23 protein-coding genes and 1 pseudogene are annotated in these 24,820 nt (G+C 37.8%); 11 read left to right on the forward strand and 13 right to left on the reverse strand.

Translation table 11 applies throughout. The features are described from left to right. Window positions 1-815: 815 nt before the first annotated feature. The 5 genes from QTA56_RS17835 to QTA56_RS17855 form a co-directional block, all read right to left on the reverse strand. Complete coding sequence (locus QTA56_RS17835; RefSeq protein WP_000934717.1) at window positions 816-2,081, reverse strand: type II toxin-antitoxin system HipA family toxin; 1,266 nt, start codon at window positions 2,079-2,081, stop codon at window positions 816-818. Beyond that, window positions 2,081-2,386: a helix-turn-helix domain-containing protein gene (locus QTA56_RS17840; protein WP_000366814.1), complete on the reverse strand. Its 306-nt coding sequence runs from the start codon at window positions 2,384-2,386 to the stop codon at window positions 2,081-2,083. Before QTA56_RS17840 ends, QTA56_RS17835 begins: the two co-directional genes overlap by 1 nt. A 919-nt stretch (window positions 2,387-3,305) precedes the next feature. Next, a complete protein-coding gene (locus QTA56_RS17845; protein WP_004726728.1) occupies window positions 3,306-3,563 on the reverse strand; it encodes a hypothetical protein in 258 nt (85 codons plus the stop codon). A gap of 349 nt (window positions 3,564-3,912) precedes the next feature. Next, the gene (locus QTA56_RS17850) at window positions 3,913-4,509 is read right to left on the reverse strand and encodes a putative adenosine monophosphate-protein transferase Fic (protein ID WP_004826955.1); all 597 of its coding nucleotides are present in this window, start codon (window positions 4,507-4,509) and stop codon (window positions 3,913-3,915) included. Between the two features lie 12 nt (window positions 4,510-4,521). After that, window positions 4,522-4,689, reverse strand: coding sequence for a YhfG family protein (locus tag QTA56_RS17855; protein ID WP_002125865.1), 168 nt, complete (start codon window positions 4,687-4,689; stop codon window positions 4,522-4,524). Between the two features lie 274 nt (window positions 4,690-4,963). On the opposite strand from QTA56_RS17855, the gene QTA56_RS17860 reads away from it, so the two are divergent. Genes QTA56_RS17860 through QTA56_RS17870 form a run of 3 tightly spaced genes read left to right on the forward strand, consistent with a single transcriptional unit; the run spans window position 4,964 to window position 10,985 of the window. Further along, window positions 4,964-5,428: a hypothetical protein gene (locus QTA56_RS17860; RefSeq protein WP_000911011.1), complete on the forward strand. Its 465-nt coding sequence runs from the start codon at window positions 4,964-4,966 to the stop codon at window positions 5,426-5,428. Between the two features lie 12 nt (window positions 5,429-5,440). After that, the gene (locus tag QTA56_RS17865) at window positions 5,441-7,780 is read left to right on the forward strand and encodes a hypothetical protein (RefSeq protein WP_004826952.1); all 2,340 of its coding nucleotides are present in this window, start codon (window positions 5,441-5,443) and stop codon (window positions 7,778-7,780) included. Between the two features lie 4 nt (window positions 7,781-7,784). Further along, the gene (locus QTA56_RS17870) at window positions 7,785-10,985 is read left to right on the forward strand and encodes a tyrosine-type recombinase/integrase (protein ID WP_002046149.1); all 3,201 of its coding nucleotides are present in this window, start codon (window positions 7,785-7,787) and stop codon (window positions 10,983-10,985) included. A 327-nt stretch (window positions 10,986-11,312) separates the two neighbouring features. On the opposite strand, the gene QTA56_RS17875 is transcribed toward QTA56_RS17870, so the two are convergent. The 6 genes from QTA56_RS17875 to QTA56_RS17900 form a co-directional block, all read right to left on the reverse strand. Then, window positions 11,313-11,531 (reverse strand): hypothetical protein, encoded by a 219-nt coding sequence (locus tag QTA56_RS17875; RefSeq protein WP_267982259.1) that lies wholly within the window; start codon window positions 11,529-11,531, stop codon window positions 11,313-11,315. Between the two features lie 4 nt (window positions 11,532-11,535). Further along, on the reverse strand, window positions 11,536-12,831 hold the full coding sequence (locus QTA56_RS17880) for a Y-family DNA polymerase (protein WP_034700591.1): 1,296 nt from the start codon (window positions 12,829-12,831) through the stop codon (window positions 11,536-11,538). A 14-nt stretch (window positions 12,832-12,845) separates the two neighbouring features. Then, the gene (locus tag QTA56_RS17885) at window positions 12,846-13,472 is read right to left on the reverse strand and encodes a LexA family protein (RefSeq protein ID WP_004658359.1); all 627 of its coding nucleotides are present in this window, start codon (window positions 13,470-13,472) and stop codon (window positions 12,846-12,848) included. Between the two features lie 111 nt (window positions 13,473-13,583). Next, complete coding sequence (locus QTA56_RS17890) at window positions 13,584-14,225, reverse strand: SOS response-associated peptidase (protein ID WP_002046584.1); 642 nt, start codon at window positions 14,223-14,225, stop codon at window positions 13,584-13,586. Window positions 14,226-14,471: 246 nt separating this feature from the next. After that, window positions 14,472-15,578, reverse strand: coding sequence for an ImmA/IrrE family metallo-endopeptidase (locus QTA56_RS17895; RefSeq protein ID WP_000482094.1), 1,107 nt, complete (start codon window positions 15,576-15,578; stop codon window positions 14,472-14,474). A gap of 12 nt (window positions 15,579-15,590) precedes the next feature. Further along, a complete protein-coding gene (locus QTA56_RS17900) occupies window positions 15,591-16,301 on the reverse strand; it encodes a hypothetical protein (RefSeq protein WP_001052588.1) in 711 nt (236 codons plus the stop codon). A gap of 885 nt (window positions 16,302-17,186) precedes the next feature. On the opposite strand from QTA56_RS17900, the gene QTA56_RS17905 reads away from it, so the two are divergent. The 3 genes from QTA56_RS17905 (at window position 17,187) to QTA56_RS17915 (ending at window position 19,721) form a co-directional block, all read left to right on the forward strand. After that, window positions 17,187-17,873 carry a phosphoribosyltransferase gene (locus QTA56_RS17905; RefSeq protein ID WP_228130696.1) on the forward strand — a complete coding sequence of 229 codons (687 nt, stop codon included), beginning with the start codon at window positions 17,187-17,189 and terminating at the stop codon, window positions 17,871-17,873. A gap of 393 nt (window positions 17,874-18,266) precedes the next feature. Continuing rightward, window positions 18,267-19,466, forward strand: a complete 1,200-nt coding sequence (locus tag QTA56_RS17910) for a tyrosine-type recombinase/integrase (protein WP_000059658.1) — start codon at window positions 18,267-18,269, stop codon at window positions 19,464-19,466. Window positions 19,467-19,499: 33 nt separating this feature from the next. After that, complete coding sequence (locus QTA56_RS17915; protein ID WP_001986288.1) at window positions 19,500-19,721, forward strand: hypothetical protein; 222 nt, start codon at window positions 19,500-19,502, stop codon at window positions 19,719-19,721. A 252-nt stretch (window positions 19,722-19,973) separates the two neighbouring features. On the opposite strand, the gene QTA56_RS17920 is transcribed toward QTA56_RS17915, so the two are convergent. After that, window positions 19,974-20,225, reverse strand: coding sequence for a hypothetical protein (locus QTA56_RS17920; protein WP_004658363.1), 252 nt, complete (start codon window positions 20,223-20,225; stop codon window positions 19,974-19,976). A gap of 194 nt (window positions 20,226-20,419) precedes the next feature. Between QTA56_RS17920 and QTA56_RS17925 the strand changes: the two genes are divergently transcribed. Next, window positions 20,420-20,641, forward strand: coding sequence for a helix-turn-helix domain-containing protein (locus QTA56_RS17925; RefSeq protein ID WP_004658364.1), 222 nt, complete (start codon window positions 20,420-20,422; stop codon window positions 20,639-20,641). A gap of 251 nt (window positions 20,642-20,892) precedes the next feature. Next, window positions 20,893-21,546: pseudogene (locus tag QTA56_RS17930) on the forward strand (IS5 family transposase). Between the two features lie 246 nt (window positions 21,547-21,792). Here the strand turns inward: QTA56_RS17930 and cadR are convergent. Then, entirely contained in the window at window positions 21,793-22,200 is a 408-nt protein-coding gene (gene cadR, locus QTA56_RS17935; protein ID WP_104472708.1) for a Cd(II)/Pb(II)-responsive transcriptional regulator, read from the reverse strand. Between the two features lie 95 nt (window positions 22,201-22,295). On the opposite strand from cadR, the gene QTA56_RS17940 reads away from it, so the two are divergent. The 3 genes from QTA56_RS17940 to QTA56_RS17950 are packed head-to-tail and all read left to right on the forward strand — an operon-like array spanning window position 22,296 to window position 24,641. Further along, window positions 22,296-23,192 (forward strand): cation efflux transmembrane domain-containing protein, encoded by an 897-nt coding sequence (locus QTA56_RS17940; protein WP_009392494.1) that lies wholly within the window; start codon window positions 22,296-22,298, stop codon window positions 23,190-23,192. A 60-nt stretch (window positions 23,193-23,252) separates the two neighbouring features. Then, the gene (gene lspA, locus QTA56_RS17945; RefSeq protein WP_227549024.1) at window positions 23,253-23,681 is read left to right on the forward strand and encodes a signal peptidase II; all 429 of its coding nucleotides are present in this window, start codon (window positions 23,253-23,255) and stop codon (window positions 23,679-23,681) included. A gap of 27 nt (window positions 23,682-23,708) precedes the next feature. Beyond that, window positions 23,709-24,641 (forward strand): IS5 family transposase, encoded by a 933-nt coding sequence (locus QTA56_RS17950; RefSeq protein ID WP_000743262.1) that lies wholly within the window; start codon window positions 23,709-23,711, stop codon window positions 24,639-24,641. The last annotated feature ends 179 nt before the right edge of the window (window positions 24,642-24,820 follow it).

Below are 24,820 nucleotides of genomic sequence, written 5' to 3' on the forward strand. Positions count from 1 at the left end.
ACTTAAATAAGTTGAGGTGCTAAAGCGATAAAAGTGGCACTGTTGGAAATATAGATTTAAGTCGATGATTTTTCCTTTAAAAAAAGTACTTAAAGACGGCTTTGTTGCACAAAGCTGTTTGTAAGGTCTGATTCAGCAATATAATTTCCGAATGAAGAAGCCAGCAACTAAAATCTACCGTACAACGAATTGGTCCGCATATAAACTCAGTGCGAGAAACTTTCAGAGCCAAGTGAATGAGATAACACTAAATATAAAAAAAATGGAAGAATAATTTACTAAGTTATTGTTTTTAAGTTGATCCTTGTTTTATATGGGGGTGATAATAACTTCTGATTACTAGTTTTTACCTTAAATATACCGATTGAAAGATTCATTTAAAGGCTATGAATACATGAGTTTTACAGTTTGGCTAGGTCAGCATGAGTACTTTTCACAAGATTTAAGATCGACCATGAACGTGATTAAGTTATAGGGGATTGATGAAATAGTTTTTATGAATTTCTGGCTTTCTGGGCTGATTTTATCAAATTCATGTCTATGCAAAATTGCGACATATTTCTCGTGCTGGTAGTTATCCAGAGTTTGGTCTGCATCTATCCATAGTGCAGACCTTTTTTTGGTGACAGTTTTTTCTTAGTGATTTTCGATCTGGATGTAGTGATTTCACGTTTGCAGAATATATCTTGGCGGTGATCCATCTAATATTCGTGATTATAAAGAGAGCTAATTCACAGGTTCTACAGATTATGTAGCGACTAACTATATCAAAGTCTATTTGCAGTTGATGGTTGGCGCTTAGTTTATATTTACGCTTAGGTTTCAGTTAAAAAATCAATATTCTGTTGAATCCGTGATTGAATCATCTGTAGGGTAGATTCTCGAATTTGATGGGGATACAGGCGCTGCGCAATTTGACTAAATTGAAGTGCAATTTCACGCATGGTCAAGATGATCTCATCGACTTCTAGAGTAGTCAGATTAGCTTCTGAAGTACCGAGTTTATGTATGTCATTTCGGGAAATATTGAGCGCTTCTCCCATAATGTCCATTTGATGATAACCACCTGGACCCTCGCAGAAGGTCACATCATAGGCTGGAGCCAATTTCCATTGACCATTTTTCTCCATGAGAAATGAAAAGTTCTTAGTATGGTCATCCCGATTATTGAAAAGCACATTAAACACAGCACGTTTAAAAGCATGCAATCTTTCTCGTACATCTTGCGTACACATCAAGGTTGCCCGGAGAAAATTGCGATAGTCTAGGCTACCTGGAACTTTATAGTCTGCTCCTGTATATGCAGCCAAACTCTGCATTGGAATCCGCATACCATTTTGACGATCGAATCGTTTAGAAGCAAAAGCCGTTAAACCATTGGGCAAATTAAAGAAATGGGTATCTGGAGTCTCAATTGCACAAAGTCGCAAACATTCTGCATAGACGGCTTCAATGGCGCAGACTTCAGGATGCTCTTGCTGAGCAGGAAACTTAATCAGCCAGGCTTCATGTTGATCAGAATCTTGAGTCGAAAACTCTAAATTGACAGGATCTCGGTAAACCAACGCTTTTGGTCTGGCACCTTGAGGGGAGCCACCCATGACCAATAAATGCTGTAGAAATTCACCACCTTCACCTTTGAGTACTTCTTGAACTTCCTGGGCTAGTTGTTGTAAAGGGATATTTTCTGAGGTTTGCATGTCAGCAACACAAGGTTCAAAGGAGAGGGCACCCATTGCGTGACTACTAATATAGGTCAGACGCTCCAAAGGTCCAATTCGTGCTGAATTTAAGCCAATTTTTTTGAAATATCGATCCATCAACATCATGCCCCAACCATCTGGTAAAGCGTCATAGACTGGACCTGGGAGTCCCATTTGATGAGTAGGAAAACCTTGTCTGAATGGTAGACCTTTTAAAGGCAGCAAGTAAGAAGAGAGCTCAACACCTTGCTGTATTGCTTCTGGACTATATTCAAAAGCAATGGTGGGTCTACCTGTCGTGGCTGTTGAACTAATCAGCGTTCCCCATAACCATGATTCGCCCCAACCGTTGTAATAAACATTAAGTCTATTGAGCATTATCCCTTCCTCTTAATACGGTGGCGCTTACTTTGACTCTCATAGCGAAGAATGTCATTCACACTGTTAAGCTGAGGTTTAAATAGTTCCTGAAGTTCGTTTAATCGACCCAAGACCATTGCAATACGGACTAAATTTTCAACAGATACATTTCGTCCCGCTTCAAGATTCGAAACTGTATTCACGCCGACACCAGCGCGTGCTGCTACCTCAGCTTGAGACATCTCCAGAAAGAGTCGTTGCTTACGTAAACGCTCACCTAAAAGAGTCACAACTTCTTCTGGTTTAGTGAAATATAAATCCATTAAATTGGGTCTTAAGAATGAATAATTTAATTAAATCACAAAATAATGGAATTAATCTATAGCTATAGTGTGGCTAAGGAGGGCTTTGTTGCACAGCACATCAGAAGGGTAGGTATAGTCCTTGGGTATCGGTTACAGAAAATCATCAGGATGTACTTTGACTGATTGTTGATACGGAGATTTCAGTATTTTCATTTTTCCTAATAGGTCACATTACTTAGAAAGGGTTCTTCGAAAATTAGTTCATACTTTAAAAATCCTATAAATATTGAGGATATTTTCTTAATGCTTTCAATATAGCATGCGGCTATATGTAACTCGAACGGGCTTAATCTGCCTTTCAGTATAAATTTTTTGGGCGTGAGAGGGGAGAGGTGTGAGGGCAAGCAATTTATATCGTGGATACTTCTAAATTACTTATGTAATAGAAGGTGGTAAACATGGATTTAGAGGTAATAACACTAAATATAAAAAAATTGGAAGAATAATTTATTAAATTATTGTTTTTATGTGGTTATTGGTGATGTTATGAATAATAATAACTTTTTCTTGATGAATTTTACCTAAAAAAATTGATCAGATAATTTTCTTTAAATGTCATGCATACATAAATTTGACAGTTTGAAGGGATCGGTATGTGCATTTTTCATAAGGTTAAAGATCGACCATAAATGTGATAAACGGCAGAGGATCATTGAAAAATGAATGGATTTAAACACTACATGTATGCACGAAAAAAAGTATCGCTGCGGTTCTGCTGACAGGCTGTATTGAGCATTGAATGCAAATGATGTAGTAATTGTCTACAGGCTATAGGACCAGCATGAAGAAGAATGAAATGTAGTTGCCAATTTATAACCTTGGTTGAAAAGCATAGCATTGTTATTCGGAGAAGTGAGGTAAGCCATCCTTCTCTTATTCATTTAAAATGATTCTTACTCAACTGATCTCGACTCATGGGCTGGTTCCAATTAGACGGATAATAACTTCCATCCCCTATCTTTTTCTTACCACATTTCTTGCATTTAATCCCTTCTTTGGAGATTTGATTCAGCATCACTGTTGTCGGTTGAATCAAATCAATGACATAGTTCGTTGGTTCAGGAAAAGCAGAAGAGGCTGCTTTATTGCAAAAGAGAACATTCGGATCAAATGGATTGGATTGCACAAAAGCCATGATACAGCCACAGAGTAATTCACCTGCATGTAATCTGTAACATCCATTCAGGTCATCAGACGAAGATTAATCTGAAATTTAAGCACTAAACGCCATAAATCTATGTATGGGCAGACTTTTTTGAGACATATGTTGATAAACATGCGGCAAGTTACATTGCTTAAAAGTCTATCTAAGTTAACGATCTATTCAATTCTGGATAAGTAATCTGAATATTACGATCCTAAATTACCCGAAGAGTATTAAGATTTCTAAGAATCGTGATTGTTGGTTTATTTGGGAAATTAATCAGTGGATTGAAGCAAAGATGATGGCTCATTAAGGATTGTGGGCTTCGACTACTTAAATTTTAGGTATTTTGAATAAAGCATATTTCAAAAATCTTAATTAATGGATTTAAATTACCATAAAAACCTTCAATATTGGCTTGAATCCATTGTTGTTGAGAGTCAATGCGAGACCAATCAATACCATAACCACAATGAGCAATCAGATGCTCAAAGAAAATCCGTTGTGTACGTCCATTACCTTCACGGAATGGGTGTATGACATTAAGCTCACAATACAAGTCGGCAAGTTGAGGAATCAGTTGTTGTGGTGCTAAGCCTTGAAAGTATTTTTTTTCTTGAAGCGTTTTGAGTAGTTTATTGGTTTCAATTTCAATACGGGAAAAATTACAAAAACGGGTGTCACCTTTGGAAATATCGATTTGTCTTAACTTTCCTGCCCAGTCGTATAAGTCGCCAAAGAGCTGCGCATGAATTGATTTTAAGTATTGTAAGTCGTAAGGTGGTTCAGCATATTCAATTAAGTTACTTGCCAATCCAGACAGTTCTAGTTCAGCTTGTTCTAAAATTTGTTCATCATGAATATTGAGTTTGTTCTTTAGGATATTTGTGCCAGGGTAACAATACAGGCTGTCACCCATTTCCCCATATTTATCCATACATGCACCTGACTAAGTTTCGGGTTGCGAATACTTCTTATATTTTTGCAAGATTTCAGCTTTACTTTGTTGAGTTGTTTGAGCTGTCGTTGTAATGCCTTCAAGCTTTAGGCTGGCTTGATAGTTTTGCGCACGTGTCGCTTGAATATATTTTTTTTTCTGTTCAGTGGTTCTGAGCATTTCGAAACTCCATTGATGCTACACGTGAAGTAAGTATAGCAGAGAATCTTTTTGATCAATGCTGCATACACAGCATTTCAAAATGTAATACAACGGTATTGTTTCATGTAATAACAGAAAACTAAAAAAAAGTGGAAGAATTTTTAAAATTTAGACCACCCATGATAAGTAAACCATATGTATTTGTTGATAATTGTAATTTTGAGAAAATTTAGTTGATAAATTAAATGAATTTTAATATACAAAGATATGCTCATTTTTTATATCGATAAAAATGTTAAAATTTGACTATTTAGTAAAAAATATAGAGATATTTATGGGGCAATTTATCATGCCCTTTTGCTTTGAGCGACAAAATGTTCAATTTAAGATAGTAAAAATTAACTCAGAACTACTGAAAATCAAAAAGATTAAACAGAGCCAGAAAGTAGTAGTACAAGCAAAGTTCAAAATAATCTATGTGAAAATTTGGCAAAAAATATTGCTATTAATGCAAACGGAGCCATGCTTACGTGTACATTCTAATTATGTTGCAATCTTACAGTTGATACATAATCTTGATGATTTTATCGAAAAATCACAGCAACACTTGTGCTTTGAGAGAAAAGCTCAGAAAGAGCTGGATGCTAAATTTTTTGCTAGATTTTTTAAGCTGACAAAGAGTTCAATAAAAGATCAACTTTTACCAAATTGTTCAGATCGTAATGAATTTAACCAATGCAATTTGATAAAAAATTAAGCGAAAGCGAATATGCCAAAGATTGAAACAGAAGAGCAATTCTTAGATTTAGCAGAAAAATTCCAAAAAGATTATTGTTTATTACGCAATCATGTTGTGAATACACAATTTGTCGATCTATCAGATGATTTACGTGAAAAAGCCCATGCTCTAAATAAGGAAGCACAACAGATATATGGCTATATATCTAGTTCTAGACAATTAGGTAAATATTATTATCTAGCTTCTTTAAGTTATTTTGCATGCCCGACTACTAGTAATACTCAAGAGCTGTCGTCTGAACGTTATTTGATTCTACAAGCGAGTTTTTTAACATATCGGCAGTATCAAGAATTTGCAAAAATTGATAAAGCTGAGAATAAGCAAAAACATGTTTGTGATCTCTTTCGCTATGTATCACGATATGTTCTGGATTCTAATCATGCTGAATTATTTCAAGAATGCAGTGAGCTACTAAATCGCTATGTCATGTACGAACGTAACTTGAAAAAGGAGGATCGTAATCAACTTTTTAATATTAAAGATTTCAAACAAGTACAAGCCATAGAGTATTTATCGGCTCTATTAATAATTTTTAAAAGACTTGATGATCGTCGTGTTGTTCATCGTCAGCGTAAGTCAAAAAAAAGTAAAGTTTTGCAATGGCCGACGAAAAATGAACTCAAAAAATTTCGTGAAATTAAAACGGGTAAGCAAGTAGATATTGGACATAACGCAAAGATCAGTATTTATGATGCCGCTCTTCACAAAGATGAAGAGGGTGAAGTTGATCTATTAGATCCTGAAATGGAGTTTTATTCAGAAGATGAAAAGTCTAAAAATTTAAATTATATACTCAGCGATAATGCGACGCATCTAATGCGGCATCGCCAGCGCCGTCATGCTCCTTTTGTTACAAATCCACATTATTTGGCGCCAGATATACTGAAGCAAATTGTTTATGTGTTGAGAACCGAGTTATCCGGGCACTGGAGGGATGCTGCAATCGCTGCAGCATGTTTATTGTCACTTTTGACGGGATTATCACCCGTCGCACTGATGGATTTTAACGAGCTTATTCAAGATGGAATTTTGATCCAGAATGGTTCAAGTAGACGTCGCGAATATTTACTCAAATTAAATCTTAAAATTACAGAGCAGAAGATTAAGAGCTTAAATCATGTGCGGTGGAATGAAGTGATGACACATCAACTACATTTACCTTCTGCTTGGTTTGACTATATAGAACAAGCATCGAATCCACTAATTTCATCAACACACATTAATAAGAAACTTAAGAATTGGCTTGATAATCGGTTTGTAGGTTCGATCACTGTAGAAAAACTGCAGGCTCAATTATATTTTCATATATATTATGAAACATATAATGAATATCTTGCTCATGTAATTGCTGGGCGGGATAGTCAGCATCACATGCCTGGTATCTATTATGGCGGGCTACCGAAAACTCAACTCAGTAGCACATATCTAGCCTTTTTAGAAAAAGCACTTACACCACATTCCACACATTTTACTGAAGACACGGCTGAACTAAAAATATTGCAACAACAATTCAAAGTGCAATCTGCATTATCTATAGGAAGGATAGGGAGCCAACTGGCACTTGAACCCAATTTTGTGAAAGAGCAATTCCATATTTTACATAGACATTGTCACGAAAACATCCAAGAAGATAAGCACATTATTAATCAACTTAATGCATATGCGTGTTGGATGTGGCATATCAGTTTGTTGAGTTTGGCAAGTCGGCCTAAAAAAAACCTGTTGGGGAATTTGGATGATTATTGTGTTGAGCTCAAGCTTTTATATGTGAATGATAAAAAAAATAGTAAAGCAAGAAAAGATGGTCGTTTTATCCCTTTATCTGATTTTTTCATAAAAACACTGCAAAATTACACTGCCTTTTTAGAACAAATTATTGAAGCGTACGGTTCATTTTTTAGACAAGTCTTTGCAAAGAAGAAGATAACTGTAAATGATCTTTTTGGTAAGGTCATTTTTAGTAAAGATATCTTGCCGATAACTGTCAAAGAATGGCAGAGCAGGAAAATTAAGTTAATCCCTTTATCGAGAAAATGGGTGAATTCATATATGCAAGGAGTCTTTCCAAAGAATATGTATTCGAATTGGTTACGTCATTTTGACATGAACTTTTTGATGCATGAGCAGCAAGAGGGTAAACCAGCATTAGCTTTTCACTTAATTCAGGCCCTGTATGGTCATGACCAACGTGACCGAGAGGCTTTTCATCCGCATTCTTCACTTATCCCGAATGTCTATGTACAGCAAGCCCGCCAGCAATTGCAAGATAATGTCAAATCTTTATCGATTAAACACTTAGAGCGAAAATAGTTGTATGCAAAAAATCAAAGAACTAATAAAACCACAACTAGATGATCTATTTGTTGATATTCATAAAATGGTGAAAAAGTCGCTAGATAGACAGCCTTCTCCACCTGAAGTATTGACGAAAGAAATGCAGCAAAAACTTGATCAGCAGATCGCTGAAAAATGGCATGACATTAAAGATAGTGTTGATTGTTTGAGTCAAAAGTTGAGCCGAGACGAACAATCAAAACTGATGCAATTTACTGAAGATGAATTTAATAAAAGAAGGAAGCAATTCAACCAGAATGTAGATAAAAAATCATACAGAATTAAGCTAAATCCACATACTAAACGGATCGTACTGCCTAGAAAAATTGAGAGTACAGAGTCACGGTTAGAACAGGGGCATCTACATATCCATGTACTTAAGGAATTAAGGCAGTATTGGCAAGATTCATTTGAATATTGGAATGAACCAAAGTACTTATGGGGAAATTTATGCTTAAGTTTTATATATATTTCAGGCTGTGCAGATGAACAGCATTTGATTGCTATTCAGAAGCAATTGCAGGAGGCCATTGAGCTTGGTACAGATCTGAATTGTTTTCGGTTATACCATTCGGACTACAAAAAAATCACTAATCCATTGTTACTACATTATCGTGTTGAAAACTCTCAATATGGCAACGATGTAGAACAGGGAAAGTTGTACCAATGGAAACATGTTTTTTTTAACCCATATGCGCAGTTCATTTTGCAATATTTAAAAAAGTTGAAAGCTACTCAGAAAGAATTTTGTCTGCAACATTCAGTTGAAGATTGTATTTTAGAAAGCTTGAGTAAGATAGGCAGGAAAAAAAGTCTTGGGGATCTGCAATATCAAATTAAACGCCGTGGATTTCGTGCATTTAATGATGTGCAAATGGTACTCGAATTTAATCCAAACCTCAGCATAGATATATTTTTGAGTAATGTGCTTCAGCAAGAGATTAATACTGTTGCTTTAAGGCCATCCGAATTTAGATTGCTGTGGAATAATGATTACAATCAAGTCACAGAACCAGATAATCGCCCTATTCATTTTGAACAAGAGCAGTTACTTCCTGAAGTTCCGACTGTTCAAAGCAAATTACAAACGATTCCGTATGAGTTGATGTTGTTTGGTCAAAAGAAACGTAAAGGTCAAAAAGTTGAGCGTTTAGATAAAAAGAGGAATAAAGAAGAACGCACGCTACGTTTTTGGCAAGAAACTAGAAGGGTGTTAGAGGAGAAGATAGTTGATGCTAATACGGAGGAAAAGTCTTTAATTGATGCTCAACTACGCTTAATTCACTGGTTAATGCATTTAAAAAAACGAGGGCTTCAATTATCAACTATTGAAAGCTACTTAGGATCGTTTGGCAAAGAATTTATATTTGAGATTTGGCTCAATAAATTAGATTTAAAGCAACAATCCATAGATGACTATGAGGATTTATATCGGCAGCTATTGAAATACAGCAGTGAACGTGATGAAAAAGCAGTTCAACGAGATTCGGTGAAAGGAAAAACCTCTCGTAAGATGCACCAAAGCGCAGAATACCGTTTTGGTCGCCTAAAAGATTTTCATCAATTCTGTATAGAGAATTATGATGCTCCAGGGGTATTGGTGTTACAGAATTCAAGTTTTAAGCATTTACAAATTTGCAATGCACGGCTAGTGAGTCCTTTGCTATTTGGCAAATTATTGGAAAAACTAGAAAATTTAAGTCAAGAGCCAACGGCATCAGAGTGGGTCGATCATCTGAGTTGTTTAAAGCTGATGTATTTACTAAGTTATAGAACTGGACTTCGATTAAATGAAGTTCGTTGTCTTAAAATACAAGATATTATTTGCCCAGAGCTACTTTATAAAGAAAAAGAAAATACAGTTTTTAATAATATCACGCTTCATATCCAAGACAATTCATATCGCCGTCTGAAAACGCGAAGTGCGAATCGTCAAATACCATTGAAAATTGCATTGTCAGAACATGAGTTTTTAGTAGTACAACGTTACATACAACATCGTTATGAGCAATATTTGGTTAATCAGCAGGATGATCTACTTTTTAGTGTGAATCATCGTGTATTAACTGATCAATGTATCAGCAAAATTACAGTAGATTTGTTTAGTCAAATATTAGGTATGCATCATGGCTTTAGTTTTCATACATTACGCCACAGTGCTGCTAACTATCTAGCAATAACTTTGCTCGGTTCAAAAGAAATGATCAAGACCTACACAGATTGTCCTTGGGTAAAAGCAAAAAAGATGAGGGATTTATTGTTTGGTATGAAAGCACGTGCTCAAGAAGAGATTATTCAACATAAATGGCAGGTGCTCGCCTCTTGGATGGGGCATAGCAGTATTGAGCAAACGGCTTCAAATTACCTTCATGTTTTGGATTTATTAGCAGTCGATCGAATTTATAATTCGCCGTGTATCATTTCAAAAAAAGTATTAGAACAGTGTTTTAGTCCAGTGAAGTCAAGTACAGACTACATAAACCTAAATCGTTATACTCAGCAGCAGAAATGGTTTAATTCTTATCAGCAAACACAGCCAGTTACGATGGCTGGCCGACAAGAAAAGAAGTTTAGTATAGAGAAGAGTACTCTGACACCTTTTCAACGTTTGATAAGTTTTAGAGAAGGTCGTTTAAGCGAAGATACCCAAGCTCAAGAATGGATGCAACGATGTCAATGGATGAGCACTAAATGGATGGATCGCCAAAAATTTAATTTAAAAACGAATTATGTTTATAGTAAGAATTTAGAAGAGAGTTGGTTTGATGAACTTTACGAAAAGGCTAAAAAACTGACTCGTCCAGATGAAATAATTCCTCTCCTTGATTTTCATTATAAAGATGATAGGCAGCAAGATGCACTGAAAGAAAAGAACATGGTTAAGGCGCTTAAAATATTATTATTATTTGGAAAACTGCGTAAGAATTTTCTACATTTTCAATGCCGAATGAAAGGTGATGAGCAACAAATTGTTAATTTTATTACTGGTATAGAGCCAATGTTAGGAGATCATCTGTATTTAGAAAAACAAAACTACCCAGTTAATTTGGATGCTCCTGAGCGAACCGTTAAATTTAGTTTTCAAAGAGTTGTCGGCTCTAACAAAAAAAATGTTACTCCGCTGGTTATATTTAATTTAATGTTAAAAATGATGCAAAAAGATGAACTCTGGATCAAATAGCCTAAGCAAACTGAAAAGGGGGAATTGTTTAAAAATCTCTCTGGTTATAAGTAAACTGTCTTTATGAAAAGCATCATACTAACTTTGATTCATAATAAAGGGAATTTAAAAGCTTTAGCATCACAATTTGGTCACTGGATTTTAGACAATAGTGTAAAGATTAGCACTTTGGTAAATCGATGAGCTAAAGTGTTGTAGTCCAAACTCGATCTGACAATTACCCATTTTTTAGTGTGCCCGTCAGGTTAAATTTGAACTGAATTTTTCTCAGCCCAAATTCATTTCCAATCAAGTTATGTTTCAAGTGGCGTGCGAACACTGCACAATTTAATTCACGGTGCCTAAGACAGGTGTCAACTTCGGACCAGCCATTCTAGCTTTGCTAATGATTTCCACCAGCTCATCATAAGTCAGTTCAAACTTATCCTCACTATCAAATACATAGACCATATTCTTGCCTTCATGTTCAGGTGGAGTAGGTGGTACAAATCGTTTCGGGATAAGAATTTGTGCGAGTTGTTCGTCAGTTAATTTAAATAAGTGCATGTTTTTATCCTACTCTTGGTAAGTCAGACCATTTGGTTAAATACGAAGGTGATCTAAGGTTTTGATTCATGTGCCATGTGGCTTCTTTATTGTTGGCAATGCCTAGCGTGACGAGATTCTTCCCAAACCGTTCACTGATGGCTTCGATGGCATCTGAAAGCCTTTCTCGCTCTTGCTTATGTGAATAGTCCGTGAATAGATCGGGCACAAACTTGGATTGATCTGTAATTTCGAGCAGCACGATTCCCGCCTTTTTATACTTAAAGCCTTTCTTAAATATCTGATCGATGCCTTTCATCGCGGCCTTGGTGATGAGCAGTAGATCATCCGTATGCTCATGCATTTGAACGACGATGTAAGGCGAGTAGCGCTCTGTCTTATCAAAGCGACTGGTTTGGATATACACGCCGATCATCTTGCAGATTGAGCCATCTTCCCGCATTCGTTTCACGGCTCTGGCCACATAAAGCCGAACCGAAGCTTTAATGTCATCCATTTCATACACTGGGTTGCCATATGAACGGCTGCTGATGATTTGCTTCTTCGCTACAGTATCATCACTAAGGTCAATACAAGAAAGGCCCTGTAGCTCAAGCACCGTCTTTTCCATCACGATACTAAACTGCTTTTTGATTTCTTTAGGATTGGCATTGATCAGATCCAGCACAGATTGAACACCCATAGTATTGAGCTTCTTACAGTTCTGTCTGCCTACGCCCCAAACCTCAGACACATCAACCTGCGCGAGTAGCGTTTCTGCAGAGCATGGGTCCATATGGGCCAGATTACAGACCCCATTGAAGAACTTGTTTTTCTTGGCGAGATGATTGGCAATCTTGGCTTCGGTTTTAGAGCGACCAATTCCAATACAGCAGGGTAGGCCTAACCAACGCCAAGCCTTAGCCCTCATGTCTTGAGCATATACAGTCAGGTCAAATAGATGCTCGTAAGCTGTGAGCTTCAGAAAGCATTCATCAATGGAATAGACCTCTTGATCTCCTGGTGCAACATAGTCCCCAAGCAGCTCCATAAAGCGCTTGGACATTTCGCCATATAAGGAGAAATTACTGGATAGCACCTGAATGTTATGTTGTTTGATCAGCTCTTTAATTTGGAATACAGGAACACCCATCTTGATGCCTAAGTCTTTCGCTTCCTGGCTTCTGGCCACGGCACAGCCGTCATTGTTGCTGAGCACAATGGTTGGGCGATCATTCAAGGCAGGATTAAACACACGCTCACACGAGACGTAGCAATTATTCACGTCGACTAACGCGAATATTTCATTTTCACTTTGCATGGTTATTCTTCTTTTTATGAGCGGTGATAAATACGCTTTAAATTAAAAGTCACCACACCCCAGATTGATATGGTCTGACTATCATCAGGAATGATGTGATTGTAATTCGAATTTTCAGCCTTCAACCAAAGTTCTGGAAGCGGATAATCTTCATCTCCAAATATTTCTTTGATTTCAGACTTGGCCATCTTATTGGTGATCATCAGCCGCTTAATGGTCGAGGCATTGTCATCAATCAGGGCAACCACGATATCGTAATGCTTGACTTCAATACTGCGATCAATAATGATTGGATCATTAATCTCTAGGCCAGCATCGAGCATGGATTCACTGTCTACATAGGCAATAAAAGTAGAAATAGGGTTGTGAATCAGGAACTCATTCAGATCGAGTGCTTTGTCTTGCTCATCCTTGGTGCTGAAGGCCGGACCTGCAGGAATACGCTCTAAAGAGACGGGAATAGATACTTTGGATTTGGGTAGGACAGCAGTAAGCCCTAATTTTTCAACAAGCTCATTTTGAACAGCGATTTGTTCAAGCACGGTGTTGATGGTAGGACTTGGTTTACCCTCTGGACCCATGAGCTCTTGTAAAGATGACCATGCGTCGTCAGAGAAGTAAATAGGCAACTTCTTAGACATGAGATACTCCTACGCTACGAGGCGTGTTTGGAAGTAGAATTTGTTTAAATAGGATATTACTAACAGCGTTTAAAATTCAAATTTAAAAAGTTGTGGATAAACAAGGATGCGTCAGAATAAGACGTTTTGTTTCTGCTCATCGCGTGGAAATGTGACGAATTCATCGGGCATTTGAAAGAAATATTCATGCGCATGTTCATGATCGGCTGTTAGCCAGTCTTTTCTGTACTGTTCTGGAATAACGATGATTGATCGCTTCTCATCCTTCGGTGCATGGAATTGTTTCATAAAAGGGTGATGGTCCGAATTGATGGTCAACATTGAAAAGGAACGTACCTTATTGCCATTAATCACTGCATCATCATAGATCCCTGCAACAGTAAAAGGCTGATCATCTTTACGCTTGATGGTGTACCAGTGTGGCTTGCCATTGATGTATTTCGGCTCATAAAATTCTTGTACTGGGACTAGGCAGAACTTGCTGTACTTCCAAGCATGTCGAAAGCTAGGCTTATCTGCTACAGACTCAGTTCTGGCGTTATAAGTATGACTGCTGAACTTCAATTCTTTCGCCCAGCTCGGTAGTAATCCAAACTTTGCAATATCAAGCTCTAAGTGATCTGAGCCGTTCAGAATGATTGGAGCATGATAGGAAGGGAATACATGATCCTTAAGCTCAAGATCAAACTGGCTTGTATCGACACCTAAGAGTGTCAAATTTCTTTTATTTGGAAATAGGTAATTTGAGCACATAGCCTGATCACATAACTAAAGAATTTATCTGAAATTGTATACGATGCTTTATGGAACACATGGGATTTATGGTGTCAGTTCAAGTAGGCTATATGAAAAAAGTCATGATGGGGCAAGTTACATTTTCAGTTAAAGTATGACTTATGGGATGCAAAACTACGTTGGGCGTGAAGTCATAAAAAAATTAATCAGGATTTTGCATAAATAGTGCGCCGTAAGGCGCATTATTTTTAAGGAAGGTTTGTATTACTCGACAATATATAACTTATGTTTTTTCTTCGGGGGCTCAACTTTAGCTAAAGCATCAAATGTTAATTGATTAAAATCTTCTTCAGAGATTCCAATTTCATCAAGCATTTTATTTTTATCAAAAGATGGTTGTGAGGCTAAAACAGAGATAATTTTGGGCAACATCAAACTCTCATCTCGATGAGTTTCTTCAGGTTCATTAATGTTGTAGCCCAACGAATTGATCTTTATAGAGTTACTACGATTAACCCAATCACTAACTAATCCCAGCTTGTGAGCTTTATAGTTAATAGCCTTCAGGGATGTTCGCCAAATCTTTTTATACTCAATCATATTTTCTAGTGAAAAATAGCGTGGAGCAGTAGAAAGAAATGCATCTGTTGGCATTAAAAATTCAGATGAAAATTGATCCGCTTCAGTTTCGAGAACACGATTATCTTTCTCGACACGAATTTTTTTGTTATGCGTATGCATAACGATATGACCAAGTTCGTGTGCACAATCGAAGCGGGCTCTTTCGGCAGACTTAAATGTATTTAGAAATATGAAAGGGCTACCACTTTCATCATCAAAAAAAGATAGTGCATCAATTTCTCGAATTTCAGTCGGTAATCTAAAGACACGGATTCCCTTTAGCTCACACAACGAAACAATGTTATTAATAGGTTGATTACCTAAAGCCCATAAACCTCTCAACTCTGACGCTAGGTGATCGGCATACTTAGATTCACCCAAAAACTCAGTAATATCTAAATCAGGACGGTGAAAAGTAGGTAACTTTACTTTCTGATTTAAGTACTTGTTAATATTTATTGCTAAAAGAGTATATGCCTCATTAGCTTTTCTATGCTGTGCTTTAATACGAGCAACCGATCTATAGAAGATTTGGTCTGTTTCATGTGGTTGTGTGTCATTACCTGCAAAGAATGACTTGGGTAAATTTAATACACGGCATATATCATCTTGATCATTTTCATTGATTTCTTTATCCACGTCTAAAAGTTGCTTTACCTTAGAGATAGAGCAACTCAATTTTTCTGCGAAATCGGTATTGCTAAGTCCTCGTAATTCTTTAGCAATACGTAAACGATCTTTATTAAACACATTAACCTCAGATTAAACTACAAGCTGAATATCAAAATCATCTGGTTTAATTTCATTAGATGGTTCCAATACTGGCTTAGGATCAGTTTTTACAGGAACTGTATTATCTATTTCAAATGCAATTCTGCAAGTATGGTCACTTGGTAAAATTGAAATTTTTTTCGCTTTTAAGTCCTGTACGAAGCTAGTTGGGTATGCAAATTCAAAAGGAATATTTGGGATATCAATGTCTTTATAGGCTGGATGTGATGCTGAAGGAAAGTATAAAATCCATGTTCTCAATTTTGTCTCATCATCATAAGCAGACTGATTCTCCTTAATATTATTTAATGTCATTAATCCTTTTTCACAGTGTGCTGATACAACTTGATCAGCTAACCCCAATGCAATATTCCCGCTCATAAAGATAATTTGTATTTTCTTTACTGTATTCTCAATTCTTGGCTGGCTGTCATTGTGGAATATCCAAGCAGGATCAGATTGTCGAAGCAGTAAAGCAATCTGTTCTCCAATTTTTCCCCATCGTGCAATAAAGCGTGCACGGTTATAGTGAGTATTTGTTCTATAGTCAGCATCACCGATCATAATTGCGTTTCTGACTAACTCGAGATCAGGTAATCCTAACTGTTTAGCTTTTTTGATAGCATTTTCACCTTTGAAAAAATCACATGGCGTGGGTTCAGAAGGTTGGATTGATTCTTCATCAAGGAGATTTAAATTCATCTTAAAAGTTATCCTAAAGTAGCGAATGTCTTTTTTATAACATCTTTTGATGTTTTAAAAAAGACATTTTTATAAATGTGTGCTATCTTCACTTACAACTTGATAATAAGAATTTTGGAGAAGAGACGTTGAGTAACTTATTCATTAATCATAAAAATTGTCCTGAATGCGGTGGCCGTATCAAAGGCTATTATTACTACTGTGGGCAGTGTGGTAGTCAAAATGTTGTAAACTGGAAGCACACGGGGATATTTTTGTTGATTGCTGGAACGATTTTTCTGGTTGCTATGCTTTTTTTTGCTAAAAAATTTTGTGCAAATCCATTTTTTTCACAAGTTTCATTGTGCTAATTTTTTAAATAATTCATAGAGGTTGATAGTAAAATGAAAGTTAAAGATTTAATTAAATAATTAGAAGAGTTTGATCTGGAATTAGATGTTTTAATTGCTAATGAAGAGAACAAAATCATTGGCATAAAAACCCTAGCCCGATTCTTTGAAATAAGCTATGTTTCTTTTGTTCATCCAGAGACACAAAGAAATGATATGGAAAGAAATGTTGAATTTACCTTTTTAGGAATGTCGACTAAAGACTCTAGAGTTATTGTTTTTATTGACGTTGTTCCATAATTTTCAAGTAGTCAAAATGAGTATACAATATTCATGTGATGCAAGAAGATACAACTGGATAGGATGGGCCCATAAGTATTTGAAGCTGCCTCGTGTATGATCATGGGGACTGTCCAAACAAACGGCTTTTGAGAGTGCTGCCTGATACGAAAAATAATATCCAAGAGATGCTAGCGGTAAATTTAGTGTAAAATTTAATGCTAGCCATCATTAAAACTTATTTAAAAATATGAAGTTATATCGCACAGATTGGAATATGCTTCCTAAAACGGTTATTGACCGTGGTCTTGGAGATGCAACCTCTCATTACATGTATGAAGCTGCTAAAGCAGGGGATGTTGAAAGTGCGTATATTTTAGCTAAAGATTTAGTTTCGGATGAGGCGATTGCTGAACTAGAAAGAATTATCGATGGTCGGGAAACTATTATAGTACCTGTACATGCTGAGGAAGCAGTCGGTCGTAATATGATTCCTTTAGCTACTTCAGCAGTTATAGCAAAGAAACTTGGGCTTGAAGTTGATACGAATATAGTTCAAGCTATAAAAGTATCAAGAACTGGCGGTGATGGGTGGCATAGATTAGCCAACCCACCAGCATTTGATGGGACAATAAACAATGATAAATGTGTTATTATTGTTGATGATACCCAGACCCAAGGTGGTACTTTTGCAGCATTAAAAGGTCATATTGAAACAACTGGGACGAATAAAGTTATTGGAGCATATGCACTGACGGGTAAACAATACTCATCACAATTAGCTCTAAGTAAAGAAACTCTTCAGCAATTGAGGGATGTATATGGTAATCTTGAAGCATGGTGGAAATCGATTTACGGGTACGATTTCGAAAGGCTCACAGAGTGGGAAGCAAAGTATATCCTCAACTCTCGTAAAACAGCTGACGAAGTCCGAGATAGAATCATTGCGTCAAAACAAACGTGATGCTTATGCACTTATGATGAAAATGAATTAATTATTATTTAATTAAGTTAAAAGACTGCTATATAGCGGTCTTTTTTGTTTTTGAGCTCTACAAATTTTAATGAGTACATATAGTTACTTTTATAAAAATGATAATAAAGGGTAGAGGAGGTCATCTAAGAATTTAAAGCACAAGACTTATTTAACATTGATGACAGAAAAAGTGAGTTGTTGGGAACTTAAAGAAGAGGTGGTACTTATAATGGTTACTAAAATACAAATACTTAAAATATTAAATATATAAAACAATATATTACAAATATATATGATGCGTAGTGTACGCATCATATATATTTTCTTCTATTTTGATATAATGGATCTCGTCAATCCGCTGATAGGTTTCATTTAAATTTCATGAGTCTTACTGAAATTAAAGTTCGCCAAGCTCATTGCAAGGAAAAAACTTGTTTTTTATCCGATGAAGATGGACTTAGCCTGAAGATTGAGCCGACTGGAAGAAAATCTTGGTGCTATCGCTATACAGATCCACAAACAAAAAAACGTCGCCGCATTCAGTTGGGGCTTTATCCTGATTTATCGCTGAAAAAGGCACGACAAGTCAAAGATGACTTTAAAGACAATAATTATTGTTTTGAGCATGATACTGTCTCTAATGTCATCACCTTTCGTAAGGTAGGGGAGGAGTGGCTGCAGTTCAAACTGAAAAATGCATTTAATGATTCACCCCGCTGCGGTGTACTACAGTTAGCAGAAAGATGTTTACAGCAAGATATTTATCCAGACCTTCAGGATTTACCTTTTCAAAACATCAAGCGTTATGACCTGGTTTCAGTAATCAAAAAAATAGAGGGACGCCAAGTAAAAGAACCTGTCAAGAAAGCTTGTAGTTATTTGAACCAAATTTATGACTACGCTGTAGCGATGGGTTATTGTGAATTCAACATCGCGCATGGTTTAAATAAAATCGCCATTAACAGTAAAATCAAGAAGAATTATCCGTATTTGAAAGCGGAGGATATATCAGATTTTAAGAAAAATTTATTAAAATTGGATGCCCATCCGATTATTAAAAAAGCACTGCTGTTCAAATTACATACTGGCGTGCGAGGGGCTGAATTGTTATTGGCTGAGCCTCATCATTTTGATTTAAATGAAAAAATCTGGAAAATACCTGCCTTGCATATTAAACAGTTTCGACGAAAAGTCATATTAGGCCATGAGATTCCCGACTTCTTAGTTCCACTTTCAGATCAGGCTTTAGATATTTTAAAAGACGTCATGCAATGGTCATACGGTGAAAAGTACATTTTTGCTAGCCCACGGAAACATAATCAACCGATTCATTTTAATACATTAAATATGGCTATACGTAAGATGGGCTATGGAAAACATCAATTATCCTCTCATGGACTACGTTCCACTTTTAGTACCATTTTGAATGACTCAGGTTTGTTCCAGGATAACTGGATTGAGGCACAACTTTCACATATTGATAAGAACCGTACCCGTGCCAGCTATAATCACGCTGACTATTTAGCCCAGCGGACTGAAATGATGCAGTGGTGGGGTGATTATTTAAGTACTGCTAAGTGAAAATCGTACTTTTATACATAGACTTAAAACATTATGGGGTTTCAAATGGATAGTAAACAATATACTTGCCGTGTTACATGGTCAGCAGAATATAATGAGTATGTTGGGTTGTGTGCTGAGTTTCCATCATTGTCTTGGCTTGATGCGGATCAGTCTAAAGCATTCTCAGGAATAGAGGAGCTCGTTGCTGATGTTGTCGCTGATATGATTAGCAATAATGAAAAAGTTCCTACACCACTCTCCGGGAAAATATAGTAGGCAGTTTGTTGTCCTTGTTCTCAGTGGTTCAACAAAAACTAGCCCTCGAAGCCGCAGAACGTGGCGTGGACATAAATTGTTTAGTATCAGTAAAAAGAGCGATGTAATTTTAGTACGAGTGAGTGATAGAGCAGGAACCTATGCTTCATATATTCAGTAAATGGTATGTTTTTGAATTAATCGGTATTTTTAAATAAAGCTTTCTTTGATTTAGTGCTTTTTATTTAATAAATTAATTTTAAAAACAACTTAGGCTAATTGATAAACACTATCTGGAAAGATTAAAAGAAAATATTTTTTAATTTCTGCTAATTCATTTAAGGCTGGTTCCCTTTCAAGCAGTTGAAATGTCCAAATAAGTACAGCCTGATGATTATCATAGCAAGTATTTACTCCAAGAAAATTAGCCATTCCATAACTTCTATTGATGTTCATTTCTTTAATTAATTGATTTCCTAAGTCACGAGCTTGCTGGCTGATCAATAACTCATTTGGTAACACGGCGGTCATCTCCACAAAATAATCTAATGCAGGTTCAATCCTTATATTTAAAAAGTTATAATTTAGTTGAAATGGATAAAATATACTTTCTATAAGTTGTAATAACCTGCTGTAGGTTAATTTTAGCAAAGTATTACTCAGTCAACAACTTTAAATAACCCACAGCAAGTTATTTTTTGTAAATTAATTTAAATATGATTACTTGTAAGTTATCTAGCCTCATGGGCGATAGAAAAATTTTAAAATTAAGTGAAGTGGTGCATGCAACAGGTATCAATCGCAACACGCTCACAAGTATGTATTATGACCGTGCTGTACGTATTGAATTACCAGTCGCCGATAAGTTGTGTAAGTACTTTAACTGTACGATGAATGATTTGTTTGAGTTTAAGGAAGAAGTTGAAGAAAAAGATTAACTTAATACTTCGTTTGATAAGTTTTTCGAAGAAAAAGACTAGCCAATACTTAGTTTGATAAGTTTTTCTCTGCAGATCTAATATTGAATTTTATAAAATATCATTACAAACAGATACTAATTTCATTACTTCTAAAATGAAATCAATCGAATGGTAGAGTTTTTTTGCTATTTGCATTTTAAGGTGGGATTTTGAGGCCTTGTTGCGCAAACCTACCGATAAGGTCTTATACAGCAATAGCCTACACCTAAATTTATCGTACACCGAATTGGTCATCCTACAATCATGCTTTGATCAATCATGGTAATTTTACAATTTGGTTTGATACTAAGATTCAATGATATTCGCAGTCACAAGGAAAACATGGTCGAAATCAAACTTATTCTGACATAGCCATTCAGTGCTATCTCATGATTAAATCCTTATTTCGTCTTTCTGTATGCATGGTGACTGGCTTTGTCCAAAGCTTGATTAAACTTTGCGGATTAGATTGGACAGCTCTGGATTATTCAACCATTCGCAGAAGACAAAAGCATATTGATATTCAAATTAGCTATGAAAAGAGTTGCAATGGACTGCATCTACTCGTTGATTCCACGGATTTGAAGTTCTTAGATGAAGGTGAATGGAAACGTAAAAAGCATTAGCCGAAATATCGTCGCCGATGGCGTAAACTTCATATTGGTATAGATACTAAAACCCTGCTAGGTAGAACACTATGGAAAAAATGGTCAGGCTATCATCGCCGAAGTTTGGTCGAAACAAAGATGCACTGCATCAAATTATTAGGCGATAAATTAATGGCAAGAAGCTTTCCTAGTCAGATGAGTGAAATTCATGCTCGCGTAGCAGTCCTCAACAGATTTATGGAATTAGGCCGACCTAATACCCGAGTTGTAACTTAAATTTGAGTTGCTTAGGAAAACTCAATCTTTAAAGGCTTTATGCAACAAAGAACTTCGAAATTGATTTATGGATTATGAGCACCCTAAGGGCTTATAATTCAAAATATTTTCAATTATGGGGTGGTGAATTTTGGATAAGGTGAAAGCAAAAAAAAATAGGGTAAGCGGATTAAATGGTTGATCTTACCTTTGCATGAGAGTGAGGCAAACCGGCATCTCATCGGATTATCTGGTTGGCACTCCAACCTACTGCTGATGCATGCTTCCCTCGCTAATTCCAGCAAGAACCCCACACGCCTTAACTTCCCGGTCATCGTTGCAACGCGCTCTTAGTGAAACGAGTTGTTTCTCAAGCGCCTGTAGAGCGGTTATCTGCGAGCGCACATGAGAGATGCGATCATCGAGCAAGGCATTGACAGCGGTACAGGACTGATGAGGGTCGTCCTGATAGCGCTTTAGTTCGTGAATTTCTGCCAGTGACAGATCCAGGATGCGGCAGCGACGAATAAAGGCCAGCCGCTCAACGTGTTTCTCGGTATAGACACGGTAACCGTTCTCCTGCCGACCAGGCGGCGGCAACAAGCCCTGCCGTTCGTAGAAGCGGATCGTCTGTGTATCTACCCCTACTGACTGTGCCAACTGACCAATACGCATCGGGTTCCTCCGCAACGGATTCTCTACGCTATTGACATTATAACTACTATATAGTTTTAAATGAAAACCCGATCACATTCAAGTGGAGTCATATCATGAGTAAAAACTGCGGAGGCCCCTGTGGCGACCATGCAAGGCCTGCGTCGGATACCGATATGCAGGCCTCCTCCGATGCGTCGGGGGAATGGGTCAGTGTTTATGCCGTGCCGAAGATGGACTGTCCATCAGAAGAGCGCATGATTCGCCTGGCCCTGAACGGCGTTGAGGGGATTCGGGCACTGTCCTTCGACTTGTCGAACCGCCGGTTGAAGGTCGTGCATGACGGTGAGGTCGAGCCCGTCACCTCGAAACTGAAGACCTTGGGGCTAGGCGCCTCGCTTCAGGAAACCGTCGCTGCAAATCCGGAGACCATCAAGGCCGCCGAGTTTTCGGCAGCTTCTGCTAAGCAAGAATCCGGGACCCTGCGCTGGTTGCTCGGCATCAATGCACTTCTGTTCGTGGTGGAAATGACTGCCGGTCTGATCGCCCGGTCCACTGGCCTGATTGGAGAATCCCTGGACAATTTTGCCGATGCGGCGGTGTACGGGCTTGCCCTTTATGCGGTTGGACATAGCGTGAAAATGCAGGTACGTGCCGCGCATCTTGCTGGTGTACTGCAACTGATCTTGGCTGTGGGCGTACTCATAGAGGTGGTGAGACGCTTTGTATTCGGTAGTGAGCCTGAATCGCTGGTGATGATGGCTATCGCATTCGTCGCATTGATTGCCAATACCAGTTGTCTGCTGCTCATATCCAAACATCGGGAGGGCGGGGCGCACATGAAGGCAAGCTGGATATTCTCGGCCAACGACGTGGTGATCAACCTGGGGGTCATCACCGCCGGCGCTCTGGTCGCGTGGACCGGGTCCAATTATCCGGATCTGATTATCGGCACCATCGCGGGGGTAATTGTACTTAACGGTGCTAGACGCATTCTGGCGCTCAAGGATTAAGCAATGTCCATTTTTGGCAAACATCTGTCACCGTACGCTCTGTTGTCCATATCGGGCCTGCTGGCAGCGTCTGATCAGGCCATAAAATGGCTGGTGCAACAATCAATGGCATATGGCGAGTCTATTTCAGTGACCTCATTCTTTAACTGGGTACACGTATGGAATACCGGTGCCGCATTCAGTCTTTTTGCGAATGGTGGAGGCTGGCAGCGCTACTTTTTTATCGGAATCGCGGTAGTGGTCTCGATTTTTCTGATCAAGCTGATCCTTGAAAATCGTCATAAAGGAGAAGCCATCGCTTACAGTCTTATCCTCGGTGGCGCCATGGGCAACCTGATTGACCGGGTCTTTCGCGGCTATGTTGTGGATTCCTTTGATTTCTATTGGCGAGACTGGCATTGGCCGGCCTTCAACCTGGCTGATATTGCAATTGTCCTCGGTGCCTTACTTTTAGTTTCCAGCGGCTTTGTTGCACAAACCTATCTGTAAAGGCTTTTTCAGCGATATAATTTTCAAATGAAGAAGCCTACACACAAAATCTACCGCACAACCAATTGGCCCGCATATAACCGAGCACTCATTAATCGCGGAAATATTGCCCTTTGGTTTGATCCTGCTACGCAATGGTATGCTCCATCAAAAGGCAAACAAGGGCGAAATCAAACCTACTCCGACGCAGCCATCCAATGCTGCTTAATGATTAAATCCTTATTCCGTCTATCTTTACGTATGGTCACTGGCTTTGTGCAAAGTCTGATTAAACTTTGCGGATTAAATTGGACCGCACCAGATTACAGTACGCTTTGTAGAAGACAAAAGCATATTGATATTGCAATCAGCTACCAAAAAAGTAGCGATGGGCTGCATCTACTCGTAGACTCTACAGGGATGAAGTTTCTAGGTGAGGGCGAATGGAAACGCAAGAAACATGGAGCTGAATATCGTCGCCAATGGCGTAAACTACATATTGGTATAGATGCCAAAACCCTACAAATACGCGCTATTCAGCTCACAACCAATAATGTCTGTGATTCACAGGTGCTTGGTGATTTACTTAATCAGATTCCACAAGATGAGCAGATTGACTCTGTTTATACCGATGGAGCTTATGACACCAAGCAATGCCGTCAGGTCATTGCAGATCGGCAAGCACATGCGGTGATTCCACCTAGAAAAAATGCGAAACCATGGAAAGATACAAAGAGTAGCTCGCTAGAGCGAAATGAATTACTTCGAACAATTAAACGTTTAGGTAGGACACTATGGAAAAAATGGTCAGGCTATCATCGCCGAAGTTTGGTTGAGACTAAAATGCACTGCATCAAATTATTAAGAGATAAACTCAGTGCAAGGAGCTTTGATAGCCAAGTCAATGAGGTTCATGCACGTGTAGCAGTCCTCAACAGATTTACGGAATTAGGTCGACCACTTACCCAAGTTACGCCTTAAATTTGGCTCAATTAGGGGCGCTTTGCCTTTCAAATCTTTGTGCAACAAAGCCATTGTGATCTATATTTGCAAAGTCGCCTTTCACTATTGGAGCAGAAATTAGCAATCATTAATCGCATGGCAGCGACCAACGATTTGCCTGATGCGATGATCAATCAATCTGGTCTAAAAATAACACC

The sequence above is a fragment of the Acinetobacter thutiue genome (assembly GCF_030385805.1).
Classification (GTDB): domain Bacteria; phylum Pseudomonadota; class Gammaproteobacteria; order Pseudomonadales; family Moraxellaceae; genus Acinetobacter; species Acinetobacter corruptisaponis.

Excerpts from the sequence above, each read along its gene's own strand:
- QTA56_RS17835 (WP_000934717.1), bottom strand. The coding sequence starts at position 2,081 with ATGCTCAATAGACTTAATGTTTATTACAACGGTTGGGGCGAATCATGG.
- QTA56_RS17840 (WP_000366814.1), bottom strand. The coding sequence starts at position 2,386 with ATGGATTTATATTTCACTAAACCAGAAGAAGTTGTGACTCTTTTAGGT.
- QTA56_RS17845 (WP_004726728.1), bottom strand. The coding sequence starts at position 3,563 with ATGGCTTTTGTGCAATCCAATCCATTTGATCCGAATGTTCTCTTTTGC.
- QTA56_RS17850 (WP_004826955.1), bottom strand. The coding sequence starts at position 4,509 with ATGGATAAATATGGGGAAATGGGTGACAGCCTGTATTGTTACCCTGGC.
- QTA56_RS17855 (WP_002125865.1), bottom strand. The coding sequence starts at position 4,689 with ATGCTCAGAACCACTGAACAGAAAAAAAAATATATTCAAGCGACACGT.
- QTA56_RS17860 (WP_000911011.1), top strand. The coding sequence starts at position 4,964 with ATGTTAAAATTTGACTATTTAGTAAAAAATATAGAGATATTTATGGGG.
- QTA56_RS17865 (WP_004826952.1), top strand. The coding sequence starts at position 5,441 with ATGCCAAAGATTGAAACAGAAGAGCAATTCTTAGATTTAGCAGAAAAA.
- QTA56_RS17870 (WP_002046149.1), top strand. The coding sequence starts at position 7,785 with ATGCAAAAAATCAAAGAACTAATAAAACCACAACTAGATGATCTATTT.
- QTA56_RS17875 (WP_267982259.1), bottom strand. The coding sequence starts at position 11,531 with ATGCACTTATTTAAATTAACTGACGAACAACTCGCACAAATTCTTATC.
- QTA56_RS17880 (WP_034700591.1), bottom strand. The coding sequence starts at position 12,831 with ATGCAAAGTGAAAATGAAATATTCGCGTTAGTCGACGTGAATAATTGC.
- QTA56_RS17885 (WP_004658359.1), bottom strand. The coding sequence starts at position 13,472 with ATGTCTAAGAAGTTGCCTATTTACTTCTCTGACGACGCATGGTCATCT.
- QTA56_RS17890 (WP_002046584.1), bottom strand. The coding sequence starts at position 14,225 with ATGTGCTCAAATTACCTATTTCCAAATAAAAGAAATTTGACACTCTTA.
- QTA56_RS17900 (WP_001052588.1), bottom strand. The coding sequence starts at position 16,301 with ATGAATTTAAATCTCCTTGATGAAGAATCAATCCAACCTTCTGAACCC.
- QTA56_RS17905 (WP_228130696.1), top strand. The coding sequence starts at position 17,187 with ATGCTTCCTAAAACGGTTATTGACCGTGGTCTTGGAGATGCAACCTCT.
- QTA56_RS17910 (WP_000059658.1), top strand. The coding sequence starts at position 18,267 with ATGAGTCTTACTGAAATTAAAGTTCGCCAAGCTCATTGCAAGGAAAAA.
- QTA56_RS17915 (WP_001986288.1), top strand. The coding sequence starts at position 19,500 with ATGGGGTTTCAAATGGATAGTAAACAATATACTTGCCGTGTTACATGG.
- QTA56_RS17925 (WP_004658364.1), top strand. The coding sequence starts at position 20,420 with ATGATTACTTGTAAGTTATCTAGCCTCATGGGCGATAGAAAAATTTTA.
- cadR (WP_104472708.1), bottom strand. The coding sequence starts at position 22,200 with ATGCGTATTGGTCAGTTGGCACAGTCAGTAGGGGTAGATACACAGACG.
- QTA56_RS17940 (WP_009392494.1), top strand. The coding sequence starts at position 22,296 with ATGAGTAAAAACTGCGGAGGCCCCTGTGGCGACCATGCAAGGCCTGCG.
- QTA56_RS17950 (WP_000743262.1), top strand. The coding sequence starts at position 23,709 with ATGAAGAAGCCTACACACAAAATCTACCGCACAACCAATTGGCCCGCA.